The sequence below is a fragment of the Anaerotaenia torta genome (genome assembly GCF_050433395.1).
Classification (GTDB): domain Bacteria; phylum Bacillota; class Clostridia; order Lachnospirales; family Lachnospiraceae; genus Mobilitalea; species Mobilitalea torta.
Map to the genome: position 1 here is coordinate 246,681 of NZ_JBNPXH010000002.1, position 18,191 is coordinate 264,871.

An 18,191-nucleotide genomic window follows, 5' to 3' on the forward strand; every position below is an offset into this window, starting at 1 on the left:
GTTATCCCTTAACGGCACCGGTTGTGGCGCCTGCTGTAATCTGTTTCTGGAATATGCTGAATAAAATAATGGGCGGTATGATTGCAAATGCCACCGCACGCAGTACTTCCACATCCGTTGCATTGGAGGTCCGGAACATGAATAACCGTACCATGACCGTCTCCTTGCCGGAGCCGCCAAGTACCAGATAGGGAAGTAAGAAATCGGACCATGCCGCATTAATAGTAAAGATCGATATAACCATGATAATGGATTTGGACAGCGGCAATACAATCCGTGTAAAGGTCTGCAGCACGCCGCAGCCGTCCAGCTTCGCCGCTTCAATCAATTCCTTGGGCAGTCCCTCAAAAAACTGTTTGAACATGACCACATAAAAGGCATTGGCACCCATGGACAGCCATAACGGAATAAAGGACCGGTTTAATCCAATGCGGTTAATATTGACAAAGAGTGCAACAACACTGGTGGTAGCCGGGATGAGCAGTCCCCACATAACCAGGGTATGAACCAGCTTATGCCCTCTGGGCTTAAGAATCGCCAGACCATATGCCAGAAGCCCATTGAACAGGACTGAGCTGGCCACACAGCCTGCTACCACGATGAGCGAATTAATATAAAACTTAGTAAATTTTAAATCATTCCATGTCTTAACATATGCCTGGAGGCTGAAGCTCCTCGGCAGGATGGTCGCTTCCTTCCGAAACTCGGCAATATCCTTAAAGCTGGCAAGGAACACCCAGACGGACGGAAATATGGCAACCACCAGCATTCCCAGGCATACCAGATAAATCAGGATACAAAGTATCTTATGCCTCAGCGAATGAAGATCGTAGTAGCGGATGGTTCCGTCCTCTTTTCCAATATATTTATCAAAAAACATAGCAGCACCGTGCCTTTCTATTCTTATATCCATGCCTTTTACCGTACAAATCGCCATAAACCTGCCGGCATGGACTCGGTCCCCCTTCATCTATAGACCTTATCTCTTCCAACCTCATATAACCTCTGACATTAGTCCTTCGATTTTGTAATTTTGAAATACAGTCCGCTTAATATAATCAGTATGATGCATATCATAACCGACAGAGCGGCTGCCGCCGGATAATTAAAATCCCGGAACGCATAATTGTATACCAGCTGCATAATCGAAATACTCGCATTATTGGGCCCTCCGTTGGTCATAACCAAGGGCTCATATAAGATTTGGAACACGGCGATAATCTGAAGGATCAGCAAGGTCTTCGCCAAAGACAATATATTGGGCAGCGTTATGTACCGGATTCTCTGACGGATTCCCGCCCCATCCAGGGTTGCGGCCTCATACAGCTCCGGGTTGATCCCGTTAAGCCCTGCCATATAAAGAAAGGCGGTGGCACCGGCACCCTTCCACGTCATTGTCACCACAATGAGCGGTATCGTCAGCTTAGGATTGGACAGCCATACCAGAGGCTGCACCCCCAGCTTCCCCAACAAAATATTCAACACTCCCGTATTGCCCGGACGGAAAAAATATCCCAGCATCATTACCATCGCCATACCGGGCATAATATTGGGGAAATATACGCCGATCTTAAACAATCCCTTCAAATGCACTGTTTCTGTAATCAAAATTGCAATAATAACAGGGGCCATGAAGCCGATCACCAGAGACCACAGTATATATTTTAGGGTGTTGGTCATTGCCGCTGTAAAATCCGGATTCTTCAGAACCAGCATATAATTATCCGGTCCCACGAATTCCTGAAGCCTTATTCCCTTTGCCGTATATAAGGAGAGGCGGACGCTTTCCAATAATGGCTCCCAAACAAAAAAGGCGAATAATATAATTGTGGGAAGCATAATCAGCCAGCCTGCAGCATCTCTTTGCAGGGCCGCCTTTCCCTTCCCTCCCGGAGACAGCTCCCTTTTGACCTTTACCATCTGATCTCCCCTCCTTTTTTCTGATTTTCCATGACTTTCTTTCTTTTCCTCTGCTTTTCTTTCTGCTCTTTTACAGCTATAAAATTTTACTTTTTGAAAGCTAAAGGGAGTCAGAAGCCGTGACACTTGCCGGAAGAAAAATGACTTCTGACTCCCCGGTCTTATTATTTATTTAACGTATTATCAAGTATGGACTGGTAATTCTCATCTGCTTTCTTCATCAGGGCGGCAACATCTGCATTCTTATCCGTAACCACTGCCTGAAGAACCTTGGTCAGCTCGGCGTACAGCTTCTGCGCATCACCAACCTCCTCCAGACGGAGATTGCCTTCCTTCTTCAGCACGTCGAAATAGGATTGATACAGCTTGGTATCCACATTGCCGAATTCAGCAACAATCGCATCCTCTGCTGCCAGCACATCCTCTGCAACCCAGCAAGGGAAACGGGGAATGACGGGAACACCATTGGCAATACGGTTCTGGGCATCCGCTCTCATACCTGCAATTGCATCATCCGTCGCTACCGGTGCCTTACCCATAACCTCAAGATAATCCAAAGCCGCATTGATCTGTTCCGGGGTAGCGTTCTTGGCAAACATATACGGAGTTCCTCCCGATAAGGAGAACTGCTTTCCATCGGGTCCAGCCGGAAGCGCGCACATGGCAAGCTTATCTACGGGAAGGCCGTTAACCTGTGTCGGCTGATTTACCGCATCATTGGCCGCGATATACATAGCAGCCGCTCCGGTTCCCAGGCTGACAAAGCCGGAACCCCAATCCTCATTGAGGGGATCTTCCGTAAGCACATCATAGTCCCAGCGCAGGCTCTTCACATACTCCATTGCTGCAATTGCTTCAGGCGTATCCACATTGGCAACAAACTTTCCGTTTTCCTCCAGGGTTAAGGTTGCCCCAAAAGCCCAGGCGATATTGCTGAAATGCCATCCGCCTGCTTCATTGGCAGCCAGCAGACAAAGGCCTGCCGATCCGGTAGCATCCTTAATCTTCTTCGCGGTCTCTGCCAGCTCCGACCATGTCTTGGGATACAACGGAACACCGTCTGCATCCACCAGGCCCGCCTGCTCAAAAAGCTGCACATTCAGCATCAAGCCCAAAGCATAGCCGTCACGGGGAATACCGTAGATTCTTCCGTCCTTGGACAGCAGTTCCCGGATGGAAGGATTGATCTTCTCTGTCCATCCTCTTTCATTGAGAATATCGGTGATATCGGCTACAAAATCACCATTGATCAGCTTCTGAGGCTCCGTATACCAGGTCTCAAAGATAACCGGCAGGTTACCCGATTCTGCAAGGGGTACAAAGGTATCCGTAGCATACTTATAATAGGAGGGAACCACCTCTACATTGGGATGGGTTGCATTAAAGGTTGCCACATATCCTTTATGTAATTCTATGTCAGCCGTAAGGGTATCCTCCGGCCATATGCCAAGGGTCAGCTGAACCTTCTCCGTCTTCTCTTCCTTACCGGAAGCATCTTCCTTCGGTTCATCCTTCTTGGTGTCCTCTGTTTTATTATCCTCTGTCTTTGCGCCTTCTGTCGGAGTCTTCCCTGCCTCCTCTGTCTTGTTGCCGCAAGCGGATAACAGACTCACCGTCAGCACCGCACACAACAGGAGACCTAACCATCTTTTCATTTTCTTCATCTTCCCTGTTCTCCTTCCATCCAATTATAACCTCATCATTACCGCTCCAAATATTATTTCCCTGAAGTTTTCCTCTTCCTTGCTACTGCTGTCAGGCCGGCTGCACATGCTGCCATACCTGCAACGGCGAAGCCGGTCATTCCCGCAAAATCACCTGTCTTAGGCATTGTTTCCGTAGGGGCCGCTTCCTGTGCTGATTCTGCAGCAGGCTCTGCCGCTGCCAGTGTGGAGGCCGCGTCATCAGAAAGGAATACATCCTTAATCGTATATACACTGCTGCCGCCGTCAAGGCCCATGCAATTCATCCAGGAAAGCATTGTGATTCCCTTCTCCTCTACCGGAAGAACCACGTCCTGGTATTCCTCCGTTAAGACAACGCCCATGTCGGCAAGTACAAATGTGTATAGATCCGATACGCCAATCTGTGCCGCTGCCGTATCTCCCGTTGCCTTTAGAATGACATGCAGATAAGGTGCATCCACAGCCGCGTCCCCCAGATTCAACTGTGTCCAGTTACCAGGACCCTCAATCGTCCCGTCCTTTGCTTCCCCGGCATTCACGAAGCCTGCATTTGCAAAGCTGCCATCCTGTACCAGATAGGTAGTTGCGGCAAATGCCTGTACGCTCATGGTCATCAATACTGCAACCAGTGCGATGGAAGATAATGCCTTGCATAATTTAGAACATCTCATATAAAATCCTCCTCTTTCTTTGAATGGTTTTACGTTAAACGTGTCATAGTTTATCTTTTTACCCCAAAAACACATTGTTAATATCGTACACGTTTTACGTTTAACTTGATGATACCATTTGTACTCAATTATGTCAATAGTATTTTGCTATTTTAACCAAAATATTTATTTTGTATAATTAACCTTGATATTTACACAATTATATATCCAACTTATACAACGGACATATATTCTTTTATTTGCCGACTTTTATGAAAAATTTTTCTGGACTAAATCATCATAAGTTATTATAATAGATATGAGTAAATTTCACAAATATATCATGATAAAAGGAAGTGATATCCATGGCAAATCGAGATATTCGCAAAGAGGTTAAGAAAAAGAAAAAGACGGATACCACCAGCGCTATTCCGTCCTTAAAGCCCATTATGCCCGAACCCGAGGTTATAAAAAAACCGAAAAAGAATGCATAATACAACAATCGCCTGTCCTTTCCCGGCGCACTAAAACTACTCTTAGTTCTTTTGGGAAATGACAGGCGAATTTTAGGTCAGATTTCGTCACTTTTATAATATCGAATGACCTGACCGGTAAGCCTCTCATAAATACGCTGCTTTCTGACCATCTCCACCCCGCAGTAGTCCAGTCCCTGGTTAATCATGCACAATATAGGGGAAGACAGCTTCATTCCTTTCTTTACCAGCCAATTGACTAATTTACGGTAAAACTTGAACATTCTCCAATCGAATTCTAAAAACAACAATATTCTCCATTCCTTCATTGCTTCACTTCTCCTAATCATTAGCATTCTATACTGCTGCCTTAACTATTGCTACAACATTTTTGCCTGATATTGTGTGGCTCTCCTGCGAATGGTAAATCTTGTCCTATTTCTTAATATTATATACTTTCTTTTCAGAATATACAAGGGGCAATTCCCAATGATTTCAGACAATTCAACAAAATTCAACGAAATACACAGCAATTGCCTGTCTATTCTATAGAATGTCCTCAAATGAAAAAGTTTATACCAAGTCATTTTTTAATCAAATCCGACATCTCTTCCGATAAATAAAGCTTGACAAATTCTGGCTGATACTATCAATCATTTGTTACATCGCCGTTTCCGCCGACCGGAATCGCTTCCCCCAAATAAGTCGGTTCGGGCTGCAGCAGACAATAGATATAATCCTTCGCCCTGGCCAGCAGCTCTCTCAGCTCCCTGTAGTTCTGGCCGGCATAGCTTCTCTGGTCCGACGGCACTCCATAGGCATCCAATCCCAGCCTCCTGGCATCATACAGCGCCCGGTACAGATGATATTGCTGGGTTACGATGACAACCTTCTTCACCTGGAACACATCTCTGGAACGATACACGCTCTCGTAGGTGGAAAATCCGGCGTGATCCATGAAAATATCAGAAGACGGTACCCCCGCTTCCATTGCATAATTCTTCATCACATTTACTTCATCATATTCCTTTCTGCCATGATCCCCGCTCATCAGAATTCGGTCACTGATCCCCCTTTGATAGAGCAGAATTCCCTGTTCCAGCCTGTCCTCCAGCATGTGGCTGGGACGTTCATTTCCCCAGACACCGGCACCCAGTATCAGAATGCAGTCCGCATTGGCAAGCTTCTCCGCCTCTGCCGGAGTCAATATCCGTTCCTCCACGGAAGTTTTTATATAGGCATTTAAAATAATTAGAATCAATCCTCCGCTCATACCGCAGATTAATCCAAACAGCAGCATCCTCAAGATCCGGCTCCTCCACTGTCTCCCTTTCATTATCGGCCTCCTTCCCGCTGTCTCCAGCAGCTCAACGAATGCCGCACTATGCGAGTCATCCGTATGTTCATGAAAAGATATCACATCAAGCATATCACAATTTCATATTTGACACCAATTATTTAATTTCTTAACCTTATTTCATATGCTGCCACAACATTTACTTTTTTAATACAGTCCAATCCGTTGCGATCCTTTCACAAAAGGTTTGGTCATGCTCCACAAAGATCATGGTCGGCTGGTATTTCAAGAGCAATTCCTCGATCTGTATCCTGGAGAACACATCCACAAAATTCAAGGGCTCATCCCAGAGAAAAATATGGGCCGGTTCGGCAAGACTCTTTGCCAATAATACCTTTTTCTTCTGGCCGCCGCTGAATTCCCGGATATCCTTCTCAAACTGCACCCTGGAAAAGTCCAGCTGCCGCAGTATTGTCTTAAAGATGGATTCATCCAATCCATAGTTGGAAGCAAAGTCCTTCAGATTGCCTTTTAAATAGGAAGTATCCTGGGATACATAGGATATCTTCAGACCGGGAGCCACATAATATCTGCCGGTATGATCAATCTTCTCTCCCAGCAGCAGCTTGAATAAGGTGGTCTTGCCGGAACCGTTCCTTCCCCGGATTGCCATGCGGCTCCCCCTCTGTATGGTAAAGTTAATATCCGCCGCCACTTCCTGCCTGCCATAGAATAGGCTTAGTTTCTCCGCTTCCGCCAGCCTCTTTCCCGGAAAATCCAAAATATTGATCTTCAGGGCGTCCGTCTGCTCGATATTCTTAAGCAGCCCCTTCTTCTCCTCGACGGCCTCCAGCTTCCGGTTCTCGATGGACTTAGCCCTTTTCATCATCTTCGCCGCCTTATGTCCGATAAAGCCCCGGTCATACGTATGGGAGCCGATCTTGGACCGCTCCACCTGATCGGACCAACCGGCAGCCCTTTTAGCCGCATCAGACAGAAGGAGGATATCCTTCTTCAGCTGCTCATTCCTCTCTATCTCATAATGATCCTGATACTCCTTATTCTGCTGCCAGCTGGAGTAATTTCCTTTCTGAACCTCAATATTCATCCGGTTAATGGACAGCACATGATCAATGCATTGATCCAGAAAGCTCCGGTCATGGGAGACCAGAATAAATCCCTTTTTGCTTCTGAGATATTGGGCCAGGGTCTGGCGTCCTTCCATATCCAGATGGTTGGTCGGCTCATCAATGAGCAGAAAATTATTCTTTTTTAAAAACATTGCCGCCAGGGACAGCTTCGTTCTCTCTCCGAAGCTTAGGGTGGCAAAGGGCCTGGCCAGAACCTCCGGATTCACTCCCAGCTTTCCTATCTCCTTCTCAATCATTTCATCAATCACATAGCCATCATGGGCCTGATACAGCTCCTGCAATCTTCCGTAGCGTTCCAGAGCCTCCTTCTCCCCAATAATCTCTTTCTGATTACCCTCCCCCGGAGCATTTCCCGCCAGGGTATTCCATCCCGCACTGGCGGCAAGGCATGCCTCCATTTCGGCCTCCCATTCACCATAGGGAGCAATGATATTCCGGACCACGGACAGCGTATTCTCTTCCGGATTGCTGACCTCAAAGGGAAAATAGCTGAATTCTACGGATGCAGTGATGCTTCCTCTATAGGGGTATCTGCCCAGCAGCAGGTGGAGGAAGGTCGTCTTTCCTCTGCCGTTCCTTCCCACAAAGCCTAATTTCCAGTCCGTATCCAACTGAAAGCTTACATTTTCAAAAATCGTATCATAGCTGGTATCATAGCTGAAGGTTAAATCATTTACAATAATCTGTGACATCTCATTTCTCCTTTCACCGCAGTCCGGTGAACCTCTGCTTCGTTTCACTTCCGGGCCTTTTCCTGAAATAAAAACGCCCACAAGAAATCCATCTCGTGGGCAAATCATCACAGTTTATCAATATAACCTATTCTAATTCCGGCTCTCCCCAGGCTGTCTGATCAATGCCCGGAGACCGCTGTAATCGCTGTATACATCACAGCTGAACCCATGGTAACTGCCATGCCAGCTGCTCTCTATAATTAGAATTGGATCAATAATAACTTGCCCGCTGCAATCGAAACAGACGCTTCCTATCCCAATGCTTCCTCAGAAGCACTGTATACCAGGATGCGCACTTCACTGCGTTCGACGCAAGGATACCTTACTGTAAGGCATCCCTTGATATTAACATATACGCCAGAAGCGTATATTGATTAAAATCGTGGATCGGCAAGTTATCTCTTCATTTCTCATACCTCAATTGTTTTTATTTTTGTAATATCATAATCAATTACTTGATTATATTAACATTTTCCCGATGTAATGTCAATTACGGCCTGCTCACTTTTACCTAAAAAATCATTTGACATTTTTTCTGCAAAAACCCTGGCGATTTTGGGATCAAACTGGGTTCCCGCCTTATCAATAATTTCGAAAATCGCCTCTTCCCCGGATATTGCCCGGCGGTAGGGACGGTCCTGGGTCATTGCTTCATAGGCATCCGCAACTGCCAGAATTCTTGACAGCAGCGGTATCCGGTCCCCCGTCAGTCCCTGGGGATAGCCTCCGCCATCCCAATGCTCATGATGAGTCAGAATGGGATAGGCAATGGACATCAGACCAGGGGAGGCCATGGCGATCCGGTATCCGATTTCCGAATGCTTCTGCATCTTCTCCCACTCCTCCCTGGTCAGCTTGCCGGGCTTATTCAGGATATGGTCATCAATCCCAATCATCCCAATATCATGGATGGTGGAAAGAAGCTCCAGCTCATCCGACTGCTGCCTCGTCAGCCCCAGCTCTTCTCCCACCATTCTGGTAAGATGAAGCAGTCTGCCGGCATGCTCCTCATTTTCAAAGCATTTCTCATAGAGGACGGTCTTCATGGAAGCTATGATGGAGCTGTGAAAGCTTCTGCCCTCCAGCAGCTTTCTTTTATACATATAATCCTCGGCCTGTTTGATCACACTGTCCATGGACTGCTTCTTCTCTGTCCTGGAGGCCGCCCCAAGGGAAATGCTGATATGATAGACCTCACCGGCCAGCTTTTCATTATATTCCTCGCAGGTATTGCAGATCCGGTGAATGATCTCTATTGCCTCTTCTTTATCCGTGCCCGGAAGAAGAATGTTGAATTCATCACCGCCCAGCCTTGCAATGATATCCCCATCCCTGCAGCATTTCTTTAATATATTGGCTATGGAGACCAGGAGCTTATCCCCTTCATCATGCCCCAGGGAATCATTTATCATCTTCAATCCATTGACATCTCCCACAATAACAGATAAGGGCAGAGTCTGGGTCCGTTCCAGACGCTCCAGCTCACGCTCATAAAAAGCCCTGTTATAAAGCCCTGTCAGATAGTCATGCTGGGAGAGATACCGTATCTCCTCCTCCTGCTCCCTTCGCCGGGTGATATCCCTGCAATAAATCAGAATTCCCTGAACCGCAGTATCCTGCAGGAGATTCACCGCCGTCAATTCAAGGTAGCCGTACCTCTCCCGATGCCGATACCTTACCTCCTCCGTTACTCTCCTACCTGACTTCTCCCTCAGCTCATGGAAAACAGACCATAAATGCTCCGGATTCTCCAAATAAAGCTCATCGATAAAATTACTTCCCAAAAGGGTTCCGGATATCCAGGGAAACCGGTCATATAGATTGGAACTATAATAAAGAACCCTACCTGTCTCATCTGATATCAGAGCCATATCGGTGCTGTTCTCAATCAAAGCCTTAAGTCTGACCTTTTCTTCCTCCGCCAACCGGAACTGTCTGTCCAGGTGGTTATAAATTCCCCTTGCCGGCAACAGAAGCATCAAACTGCAGGCCTGCATAACTGCCGCACAGACTATCCATATCTCTTTATACTGTCCGCCCCCGGTATAGTCCGGAGCTCCTATGTATGCGTTACCGGTATCAAGTATCCCGGCATCAAGGTATGGGCCGCGGTTAAGATATAATAACAGTGCTATCACCAGAAACACCGCATAATTTAATAGCCAAAAACGGCGGAGCTGCTTTTTGTCCAGCAACAGCCCTGCCAGAAACAGTGTGAATGCCGCAACAACCATGCTGCCCATAATTCCGGCCGTAAAAGTATGGAACAAGGTTCCGGCATAGACGGCCCATATCAGTAACTGCTTCTTTCTCCCTGCAGCAATTCTTTTATTCCATATAACTGTCCCAACAAGTGCCTCCAGAAGCAGGGGAACCATTCCATGGGCAGCCCAACCTGTCCTGTAATAGAGAAATCCTCCGTATATCATGAAGGGTATGCCGGAGAAGAGCGCCGCAACAGCAAGGATATAAGACAGCCGGTCTCTCCAATCCCCGGCTGCTTCCCTGTCCTCACAAAAGCTCTGTCTGTCAATCAAATTATCCCAATCCCCTCTTACGAAGGAACCCAATAAATTGTACCTGCTCTTCATGGCATTCTTCCTCATTCTTATCCGTACACCTCATATTATTAAGATATCGGGAAGCCATCCTTTCCGCTTCCGATAAAAGACAGTTATCGTCAAAAGCTTTACTAATACCCTCAAAAAATAGGACATATTTACTATATCACAAACTTTTTAAAATAGAAATATTAAATTCAAAAAAATATCGACACAGGATAACATGAAATTTTTAAGAATTTCTTCCAGAATCCATTTACTGCAGTCTTCCTGGTTCTGCGCTGTCCGCCGCAATTTCAACCGTAAATTCCATCTCCCTGTCTCCCAGCTGGGGCTGACTGATAAAAAGCCTTCCCTTTCCGGGGCGCCCCTTGGTTTTTACATAGGTTCCGCCCATCCCTCCTTGCAGGCTTATGACCGATGGACCGATGATTTCAATGGCCCCCTCCGCTTTTAGCGTAATGGCAAGCTGGCAATAGGGCAGAAGATTTCCCCATTCATCCGCCGCACGCAGCCGGACAGCCGCCACATCATAGGTTCCGTCCTCCATCAGCTGTGTTGTGTCCGCGGATACCTGCAGTCTTGGCTGGCTGGCAGGCTTTTTCATAATTGTTTTAACCGCCCTGCCGCCTCGGATTGCTTCAAAACGGATGACAGAAGCCTGACCGCCCCAGTTCCCCACATATTTGTAATAGAGCCTGGCTCCGTCTTCCATAGTAAGATGCTCCCGCAGCATCAGCCATCCCATCTTCAGCTTATGACGGAGAGGAAGATTGTTAGGCCCGTGTTCCTGTACCGCAAGAAGAATCTCCTTCATGGCTTCCGCGGTCCTGTGGCTGTAATGCTCCTCCTTTTCCAGCAGTTCTCCGATGAAATCATCGATCCGCACCGGCGGATGGGGCAGATGGGGATACCTGCTTTTCGCCGGGTAGAATTCCCGAATAAAGGTCTCATTCTTATACATCCGAACGAAATCCGCATTGGTAAAGGCATAGACTCTCTTGATATTTCCTCCGGGGTGATCACCGATATCCAGTGAGGAGCTCAGTTCAAATACCTCCGTCTCCTCGCCCTGGCTGGCATATACAGAAGCCGCCAGCTTCGCATTCCGAAACATATCCATTACCCCGTGATGGCAGATATGATCCCCGCTGCCAAATTCCTTATGGGTGTTATAGTCAAACATGCACCAGCCGAAGCCTCCCGCAACATCCTCCTGTCCGAACAAATCCTCCAGTACCCTGGCATGTCTCAAGGCGTGCTCCAGACGGTGATCCTCGTCATCAAAGGATTTTGCCGGATACATATGCCCATTGAATTCCGAGACCAGATACGGAGCTTCCGGCTCCGGGGTCACCTCCCGTTTCGGGCTTAGGCCCCGGTTATCCCCGTTATGCAGGAAATCATTATAGGTATAGACATCCTCTAACAGCCTGCTTTTCATAAGATAGCGGACGCCGCCGGTCTGTCTCCCGGGATCCAGCTCATGGGCAAGCCGGTTCGTCCTGGCATAGAATTCATCATCATCCTGGGACTCATTGATCCGAACTCCCCAGAGGATGATGGAAGGGTGATTCCGGTATTGCATAATCATTTCATAAACCTGTCTCACCGCAATCTTCTTCCACTCCTCATCCCCAATATGCTGCCAGCCGGGAAGCTCCGTGAACACCAGCAGCCCCAGTTCATCACAGGCTTCGATGAAATGTCTGGACTGGGGATAGTGGGAGGTGCGCACCGCATTGACCCCAAGCTCATATTTCAATATCTCGGCGTCTCTTCGCTGCTGCCGCTTCGGCATGGCATAGCCCACATAGGGAAAGCTCTGATGCCGGTTAAGACCCACCAGCTTTATTTTCTTATGATTGAGGTAAAAGCCGTCCTCCCTGAATTCACAGGTACGAAATCCGAAGCGGACTGTTTTCCTGTCCAGAAGAATCCCCTCCCGCTCCTCCCGATATAGCCCCACCTTCAAATAATACAGCTCTGGTCTGCCCGGCTCCCAGTCCCGCACTCCCCTTACAGGAAAGCTCAGCCTGGCCTCGGACCGGGTCAGCAATTCACTGCCGTCATAAATCACTTTCCCCAAAGCATCCATGACGGAATAACGCAGCCGTTGTCCGCCCATCTGTCGTCCACCTGTCTGTTCATCCGCCTCCCCAAAGTCCGAGTCCCCGCGAAGGGTAATCTGCAGCTTCACCTCTCTGGTATCCCCCTCCGGAAGCCCGGCGGGACTGTCCCCTGTCATAATAAATACATCCTCTATCCCTATTTTTTCACATATCTCAAGAAAAACCTCCCGGTAGATACCGCCATAAGTGAGATAGTCAATCACATTTCCAAAGGGCGGAAGGTTATTGCTCTCCCGGCTGTCCGCCTTGACGGCAATGATATTCTCCTTCCCCCAGACCAGATAGGGCCCGATATCCACAGTAAAAGCAGTATATCCTCCCTCATGCCTTCCTGCCAGAGAATGATTCACATATACCTCGGCGATATGCCCCACGGCCTCAAAGGTCAGCAGCACCGTTTTCTCTCTCCAGGCTTCCTCCGCATAAAGCGCCCTTCGGTAGCAGCTGACAAATTGGTATATCTGCTCATCGAAATAATGAAAAGGAGTAACAACATTAGTATGGGGCAGCCTTACCGCCTCCATCCCGGCCTCATCATAGCCGGGCTCCAGCATTTCTTCCCGGAACTCCCTTCCGTATCTCCACCCCTCATTCAGCTTGATCCGTTCCCGCATCTCTTCTCCTCTCCCTTCTCCTATTCCCTGCTGCGTATCCCCTCCATCAAAATATCCAGCATCTGCCGCAGGGCATCTTCATACTCAATCCTGTTTTCCTCCAGTATCCTGCGGCTTAAGTAATATTCAACGGTCCCGCTGAACACAGCCCGGAAAATCTGCAAATTGATCCTCCTGATTCTCCCCTCTTCCATCGCCTGTTCCATAATCTGAAAGGTGGCATCCCAGTCCGTTTCCAGGCGTTTCTCCAGCTTCGCATAAATCCTGGGGTATTTGTCCTTCAGCTCATAGAGCTGGCGAAAATCAACGGCTTGATACCGGTTGGGCAGAAAAATCAGAATCCTCTTCAGCTTCTCTATACTATCAAGGCTCTCGTCCTCCAGTATCTCCCGCTCCCCCTTCTTAATCTCGCCAAACACCGTCTCCATCGTCTCCAGAAACAAAGCCTCCTTATCCTCCACCACCGTATAAAGCGTCCGCTTGCTGATCCCCATATGCTTCGCAATATCATCCATGGTGAATTTCAGCCCCTTCTCATTAAAGGCCTCTATCACCGCATCCATCAACTTTTCCTTCAATTCCATTGTGCCCTCCATTCACGTCCTCGATCAATTTGAAGCCACCTCTAATTAATTGAATTTCCCTTAATTAATTAAAAAATTCTTGATTAATTAAAAGGCCTTAATTAGTTGAAATCTTCCTAATCAATTGAAATCTCTCCCGATTAATCAAAATATCCTTAATCAACCAAAAGCCTCACATCATTCACAACATCATATAAAATATCTCGAAATAATGAAAAACCAGAAAACTAATATCAGTTTTCTGGTTTTTCATTATACTCTATTTCTTTTTTTATTGCAATAATCGTCCATACAAAATAATACAAAAGCCTGCTGAATTGTATTACTATTCATGCCCATCCCGATACAGTGAGTGTTAGAAAGGCAGGCTTTCTAACACGTAGCTTCTCGATGACTGCACTCAACAGCTACCATTCTATAGTACTATTTTTTAATTATTAATCAGCTTCTTCTTACTAGTCCAGCTCATCATCTTCCGAAGTTCTGCTCCAACCTTCTCCAGCTGATGATCCGCCTCAATTCTTCTCTTCGCATTGAAGTTCGGGCATCCAATCTGATTCTCCAGCAGCCAGTTGCGTGCAAAAGTACCATCCTGAATATCCGTAAGAATCTGCTTCATCGTAGCCTTGGTCTCAGCAGTAATAATCTTAGATCCGGTAATATAATCCCCGTATTCCGCCGTATTGGAGATAGAATATCTCATACCTGCAAAGCCGCTCTCATTGATCAGATCAACAATCAGCTTCATCTCATGGATACACTCAAAATATGCGCTTTCCGGCTCATAACCGGCCTCAACCAGCGTCTCAAAGCCCGCCTTCATCAGCGCGGTCACACCGCCGCAGAGAACGGCCTGCTCACCAAACAAATCTGTCTCAGTCTCTTCCCGGAAGGTCGTCTGAAGAACACCGGCTCTTGCTCCGCCGATGGCCAATGCATAGGCCAGTCCAAGATCATGAGCCTTGCCGGTTGCATTCTGATGTACCGCAATGAGACAGGGTACGCCCTGACCTTCCTGGTACTGGCTGCGAACCGTATGTCCGGGTCCCTTGGGAGCAATCATCAATACATCCACATTTGCGGGAGGAATAATCTGACCAAAATGAATGCTGAAGCCATGGGCAAACATCAGCGCGTTCCCCTCTTCCAGATTCGGGGCAATCTCTTCCTTATAAAGCTTCGCCTGTTTCTCATCATTGATTAAAATCATGATGACATCCGCTCTCTTTGCCGCTTCTGCCGCCGTATATACCTCAAAGCCTGCTGCCTCTGCCTTTGCCCAGGACTTGCTGCCTTCATAAAGTCCTATAATAACATGAACACCGGATTCCTTAGCGTTCAATGCATGGGCATGTCCCTGGCTGCCGTAGCCAATCACAGCCACTGTCTTGCCTTCCAAAAGCGAAAGGTTGCAATCCTGTTGATAATAAATCTTAGCCATAACTTAAATTCCTCCTTATAATTGTGTAGGAGGGAGCTACTCCTCCCTATATGACAAGAGGACGGGTTCTCCATCCCTCCTGTTAGTATAATTAATCATCAAAATCCGAGATATCCCCGGATCCTCTGGTTAAACCGGTGATACCGGTGCGAACCAGCTCCTTAATAGTATAAGGGCTGAGCAGGTTAATAAACGCATTGATCTTATCCTGATTGCCGGTCAGCTCAATCATGAGGGATTCCAGCGCCACATCCACAATCTTGGCACGGAAAATATCAGCTATGGAAATAACTGCCTGCCGGTCCTTCTCTGCCGCCGCAACCTTAACCAGAATTAATTCTCTGGTTACGGATTCGCACGGAGCCAGCTCCTTGATCTCTATCACATCCTCCAGCTTGAGCAGCTGCTTTCTGATCTGTTCTAAAATCTGGTCGTCTCCCTTAGCCAGGACTGTCATACGCGAAATGGCCGGATCCTGGGTCTCACCTACGGTCAGGCTGTCAATATTGTAGCCCCTCCTGCTGAATAAGCCTGCTACCCTGCTCAGTACACCGGCGGTGTTATCTACCAGAATGGATAATACGATTCTTTTCATGGCATACTCCTTTCCATATCTCTGTTCCTGTGTCCTTATTTATAAAAAAGCCCATCACCACAGGACACTCTGTAATGGGGCTGCTGTTGCTGTATAAAAAGTAAGATTATTAAGTTGTAAGCTATTGTATCAACTACATTCTCATTTGTCAAGTACTGATACAGGCCACTTTACACAAAATTTTATCGCTTTCCATCGATAAAGCGTGCGTATAAAAATTCAAAGAAACGGGAAGCTATGCATTCATAACAAATCTTAGGGTAAAGAAGGGGCCGCAGCAAATTTATATAATAATCAGTAAACCTACATTACGCAGAAGCCCCGTCTTCCAAAAACCGTAACGGAAGACAAGAATACGGCGTTCCAGAATGCTCTTCCCCCTCATGGAGGCAAATTGGCTCAAAATCTCCTTCTTATCTTTGGAAAGCATATCACCGTAGAGCTCCAGGAATTCTCCCGCCTGAAGGTATAGCTTCTCCAGGGCCTCTCTCTGCTCATAAAGATTGGATACTCTGTTGCGGACATAGGCCAGAAAGCCGGTGTCTCCCACAACATTGCCGCCATGCTGGCGATAGAGCAGGGTGCTTTCCCTGACATAGCCTATTTTGCCAAAAGCCGAGGCAATCAAAGCAAGCCACCAGTCATGATAACGCGCATGCTGGGGCATGGGTCTGCTTTGCAGCTTCTTACGAAGGGCGGAATTCACCATAACCGTACAGCCGATAAGCTTATTCTCCATCAGTAGATGGGGCAGATCCGTCTTGCATGGGTTCAAATGGCCGGAACAAAAGAAGGAGGGGTTAAGAACCTCCAGGTTCTTATCCACCACCGTGGCATCGGTAAATACCGCCACGGGCAGCTCCCTGCCCAGCTGCGCTTCCATATGGCGCATCCGGGTCAGAGTGATTTCCACCTTATTCTTCTTCCATACATCATCCTGATCACAGAACATCACATAATCCGTTGTGGTTCTGGACAGGGCATGGATAAAATTCATGACATGCCCAAGATTCCTTTCGTTCTGAACCACATGAACCTTATCCGGATGCTGTATTTCATAACTCCTCAGAATATTCACGGTACCGTCCGCGGAGCCGTCATCACAGATATACAGTTCAATATCCCGGTAAGTGGAAGCCAATATGGATTCAATCTGCTCTCCCACATATTTTTCACCGTTATAGGTCGCCATTACAATTGCTACTGTGCTCATCCTGTTCCTCACTTGTCATGGATTAGATACTTAATTCCAATACCCTTTATTCATACTGAAGCGTTTCACCAGCTGCTTTGGCAGGAGATGATATCTGCGCCCCAGCTGATAACCAAGAAATTTAAAGCCGCTGGTCATAATCAGATCCGGAAGCAAGAAAAACTGCTTCTTCTCTATCAGATAGTTCCAGGTCTTCTTCACCAGCTTCAAACCCTCTCCCTCTGAGCTTACCCCGCAAAACACCTTCTCATACTCCTTATGGGATACGCCCAGATCAAAATTACGGGTGAACTGCTGCAGATAGGAATAGCGGTGGGAATGCCACACCTTGGCGTCCGCCGCGTAAGCAATCCGGTAGCCCTCGTTGATCATGGCCGCCGCCATAATCATGTCTTCATTAAAGATGGTCCTCTCCACAAAGCCGCCCAGCTTCCGATATACGCTGTTGCGGTAGGTGGCGCACACATTGGAGCAGAAGAAGGTTTTGATACCAAGCTCCTCCATATCCTGGAGCGACTTCACCCGGCTGCGTTTCGGATAATTAAAATGCCTGGTGTAACGCTCAATCAGTCCAACCCGCTGATCTGCCAGCTGCCTGGCATAGGTTGCCGACACCCAGGGATCCTCATAGGGTGCAAGCAGCTCCTGGATCAAGTGCTCATCCGCCGGAACCGCATCCTGGGTCATAAACATCAAAATATCCGAATCCGAGAGGGAGGCACCGTATTTCCTGGTTCCTCCATGGTCAAAATCCTTCTTATCTATGGGCACCACAAAGATATCAGCCCCCTCTATCTCCGGCAGCTCCTGCTTCTCCCCCTGAGCTTCAACAGTATGAAGCAGAATCACCCGGTTGGGCTTTACCGTTTGCTGATCGAGCATCCTAAGCAGCCTGTCCAGCTTTTCATCGGAATGATAAATAGGTATGATCACATCCACCCTGTATTCCATATTCTTTTACTCCTCCTGATCCATCATATCATGCAGCCCTCCATTAAATCACGGGCCAATTTTTTTATCGCAAACACTACAGGAACATAATATATGTTCCTGTAGCAGGGGTATACCATGCAGATACAGTTATTCTTACACCTTGTATTATAACACATTATAGATAAAAGGTAACTCCCAAAATGGGAAA

Annotated in this window: 15 protein-coding genes; 1 reads left to right on the forward strand and 14 read right to left on the reverse strand. The window is 47.3% G+C overall.

The genetic code is table 11. From position 1 onward, the window contains the following. Position 1 precedes the first annotated feature (1 nt). From HNQ56_RS04860 to HNQ56_RS04875, 4 genes are all read right to left on the reverse strand, one after another. The gene (locus tag HNQ56_RS04860) at positions 2 to 880 is read right to left on the reverse strand and encodes a carbohydrate ABC transporter permease (protein ID WP_429143372.1); all 879 of its coding nucleotides are present in this window, start codon (positions 878 to 880) and stop codon (positions 2 to 4) included. A gap of 131 nt (positions 881 to 1,011) precedes the next feature. Next, a complete protein-coding gene (locus HNQ56_RS04865) occupies positions 1,012 to 1,920 on the reverse strand; it encodes a carbohydrate ABC transporter permease (RefSeq protein ID WP_429143374.1) in 909 nt (302 codons plus the stop codon). A gap of 164 nt (positions 1,921 to 2,084) precedes the next feature. Next, positions 2,085 to 3,584: an ABC transporter substrate-binding protein gene (locus HNQ56_RS04870; protein WP_429143376.1), complete on the reverse strand. Its 1,500-nt coding sequence runs from the start codon at positions 3,582 to 3,584 to the stop codon at positions 2,085 to 2,087. Positions 3,585 to 3,637: 53 nt separating this feature from the next. After that, complete coding sequence (locus HNQ56_RS04875) at positions 3,638 to 4,276, reverse strand: hypothetical protein (protein ID WP_429143378.1); 639 nt, start codon at positions 4,274 to 4,276, stop codon at positions 3,638 to 3,640. Between the two features lie 344 nt (positions 4,277 to 4,620). Between HNQ56_RS04875 and HNQ56_RS04880 the strand changes: the two genes are divergently transcribed. Beyond that, positions 4,621 to 4,749, forward strand: a complete 129-nt coding sequence (locus HNQ56_RS04880) for a hypothetical protein (protein ID WP_429143380.1) — start codon at positions 4,621 to 4,623, stop codon at positions 4,747 to 4,749. A 77-nt stretch (positions 4,750 to 4,826) separates the two neighbouring features. Here HNQ56_RS04880 and HNQ56_RS04885 read toward each other — a convergent pair whose 3' ends face one another. The 10 genes from HNQ56_RS04885 to HNQ56_RS04930 form a co-directional block, all read right to left on the reverse strand. Beyond that, complete coding sequence (locus tag HNQ56_RS04885) at positions 4,827 to 5,057, reverse strand: hypothetical protein (RefSeq protein WP_429143382.1); 231 nt, start codon at positions 5,055 to 5,057, stop codon at positions 4,827 to 4,829. Between the two features lie 320 nt (positions 5,058 to 5,377). After that, positions 5,378 to 6,064, reverse strand: coding sequence for a SanA/YdcF family protein (locus tag HNQ56_RS04890; protein ID WP_429143384.1), 687 nt, complete (start codon positions 6,062 to 6,064; stop codon positions 5,378 to 5,380). Positions 6,065 to 6,224: 160 nt separating this feature from the next. Further along, positions 6,225 to 7,868 carry a ribosomal protection-like ABC-F family protein gene (gene abc-f / locus HNQ56_RS04895; protein ID WP_429143386.1) on the reverse strand — a complete coding sequence of 548 codons (1,644 nt, stop codon included), beginning with the start codon at positions 7,866 to 7,868 and terminating at the stop codon, positions 6,225 to 6,227. A 506-nt stretch (positions 7,869 to 8,374) separates the two neighbouring features. Continuing rightward, positions 8,375 to 10,501, reverse strand: coding sequence for a bifunctional diguanylate cyclase/phosphohydrolase (locus HNQ56_RS04900; protein ID WP_429143388.1), 2,127 nt, complete (start codon positions 10,499 to 10,501; stop codon positions 8,375 to 8,377). A gap of 226 nt (positions 10,502 to 10,727) precedes the next feature. Further along, complete coding sequence (locus HNQ56_RS04905) at positions 10,728 to 13,217, reverse strand: glycoside hydrolase family 2 protein (RefSeq protein ID WP_429143390.1); 2,490 nt, start codon at positions 13,215 to 13,217, stop codon at positions 10,728 to 10,730. Positions 13,218 to 13,237: 20 nt separating this feature from the next. After that, positions 13,238 to 13,801, reverse strand: a complete 564-nt coding sequence (locus HNQ56_RS04910) for a TetR/AcrR family transcriptional regulator (RefSeq protein ID WP_429143392.1) — start codon at positions 13,799 to 13,801, stop codon at positions 13,238 to 13,240. A gap of 430 nt (positions 13,802 to 14,231) precedes the next feature. After that, positions 14,232 to 15,242 (reverse strand): ketol-acid reductoisomerase, encoded by a 1,011-nt coding sequence (ilvC, locus tag HNQ56_RS04915; protein WP_429143393.1) that lies wholly within the window; start codon positions 15,240 to 15,242, stop codon positions 14,232 to 14,234. A 91-nt stretch (positions 15,243 to 15,333) separates the two neighbouring features. Further along, positions 15,334 to 15,837, reverse strand: a complete 504-nt coding sequence (ilvN, locus tag HNQ56_RS04920; RefSeq protein ID WP_429143395.1) for an acetolactate synthase small subunit — start codon at positions 15,835 to 15,837, stop codon at positions 15,334 to 15,336. A 283-nt stretch (positions 15,838 to 16,120) separates the two neighbouring features. Next, positions 16,121 to 17,050 carry a glycosyltransferase family 2 protein gene (locus HNQ56_RS04925; protein ID WP_429143397.1) on the reverse strand — a complete coding sequence of 310 codons (930 nt, stop codon included), beginning with the start codon at positions 17,048 to 17,050 and terminating at the stop codon, positions 16,121 to 16,123. Positions 17,051 to 17,080: 30 nt separating this feature from the next. Then, on the reverse strand, positions 17,081 to 18,001 hold the full coding sequence (locus HNQ56_RS04930) for a glycosyltransferase family 2 protein (RefSeq protein WP_429143398.1): 921 nt from the start codon (positions 17,999 to 18,001) through the stop codon (positions 17,081 to 17,083). Between the last annotated feature and the right edge of the window lie 190 nt (positions 18,002 to 18,191).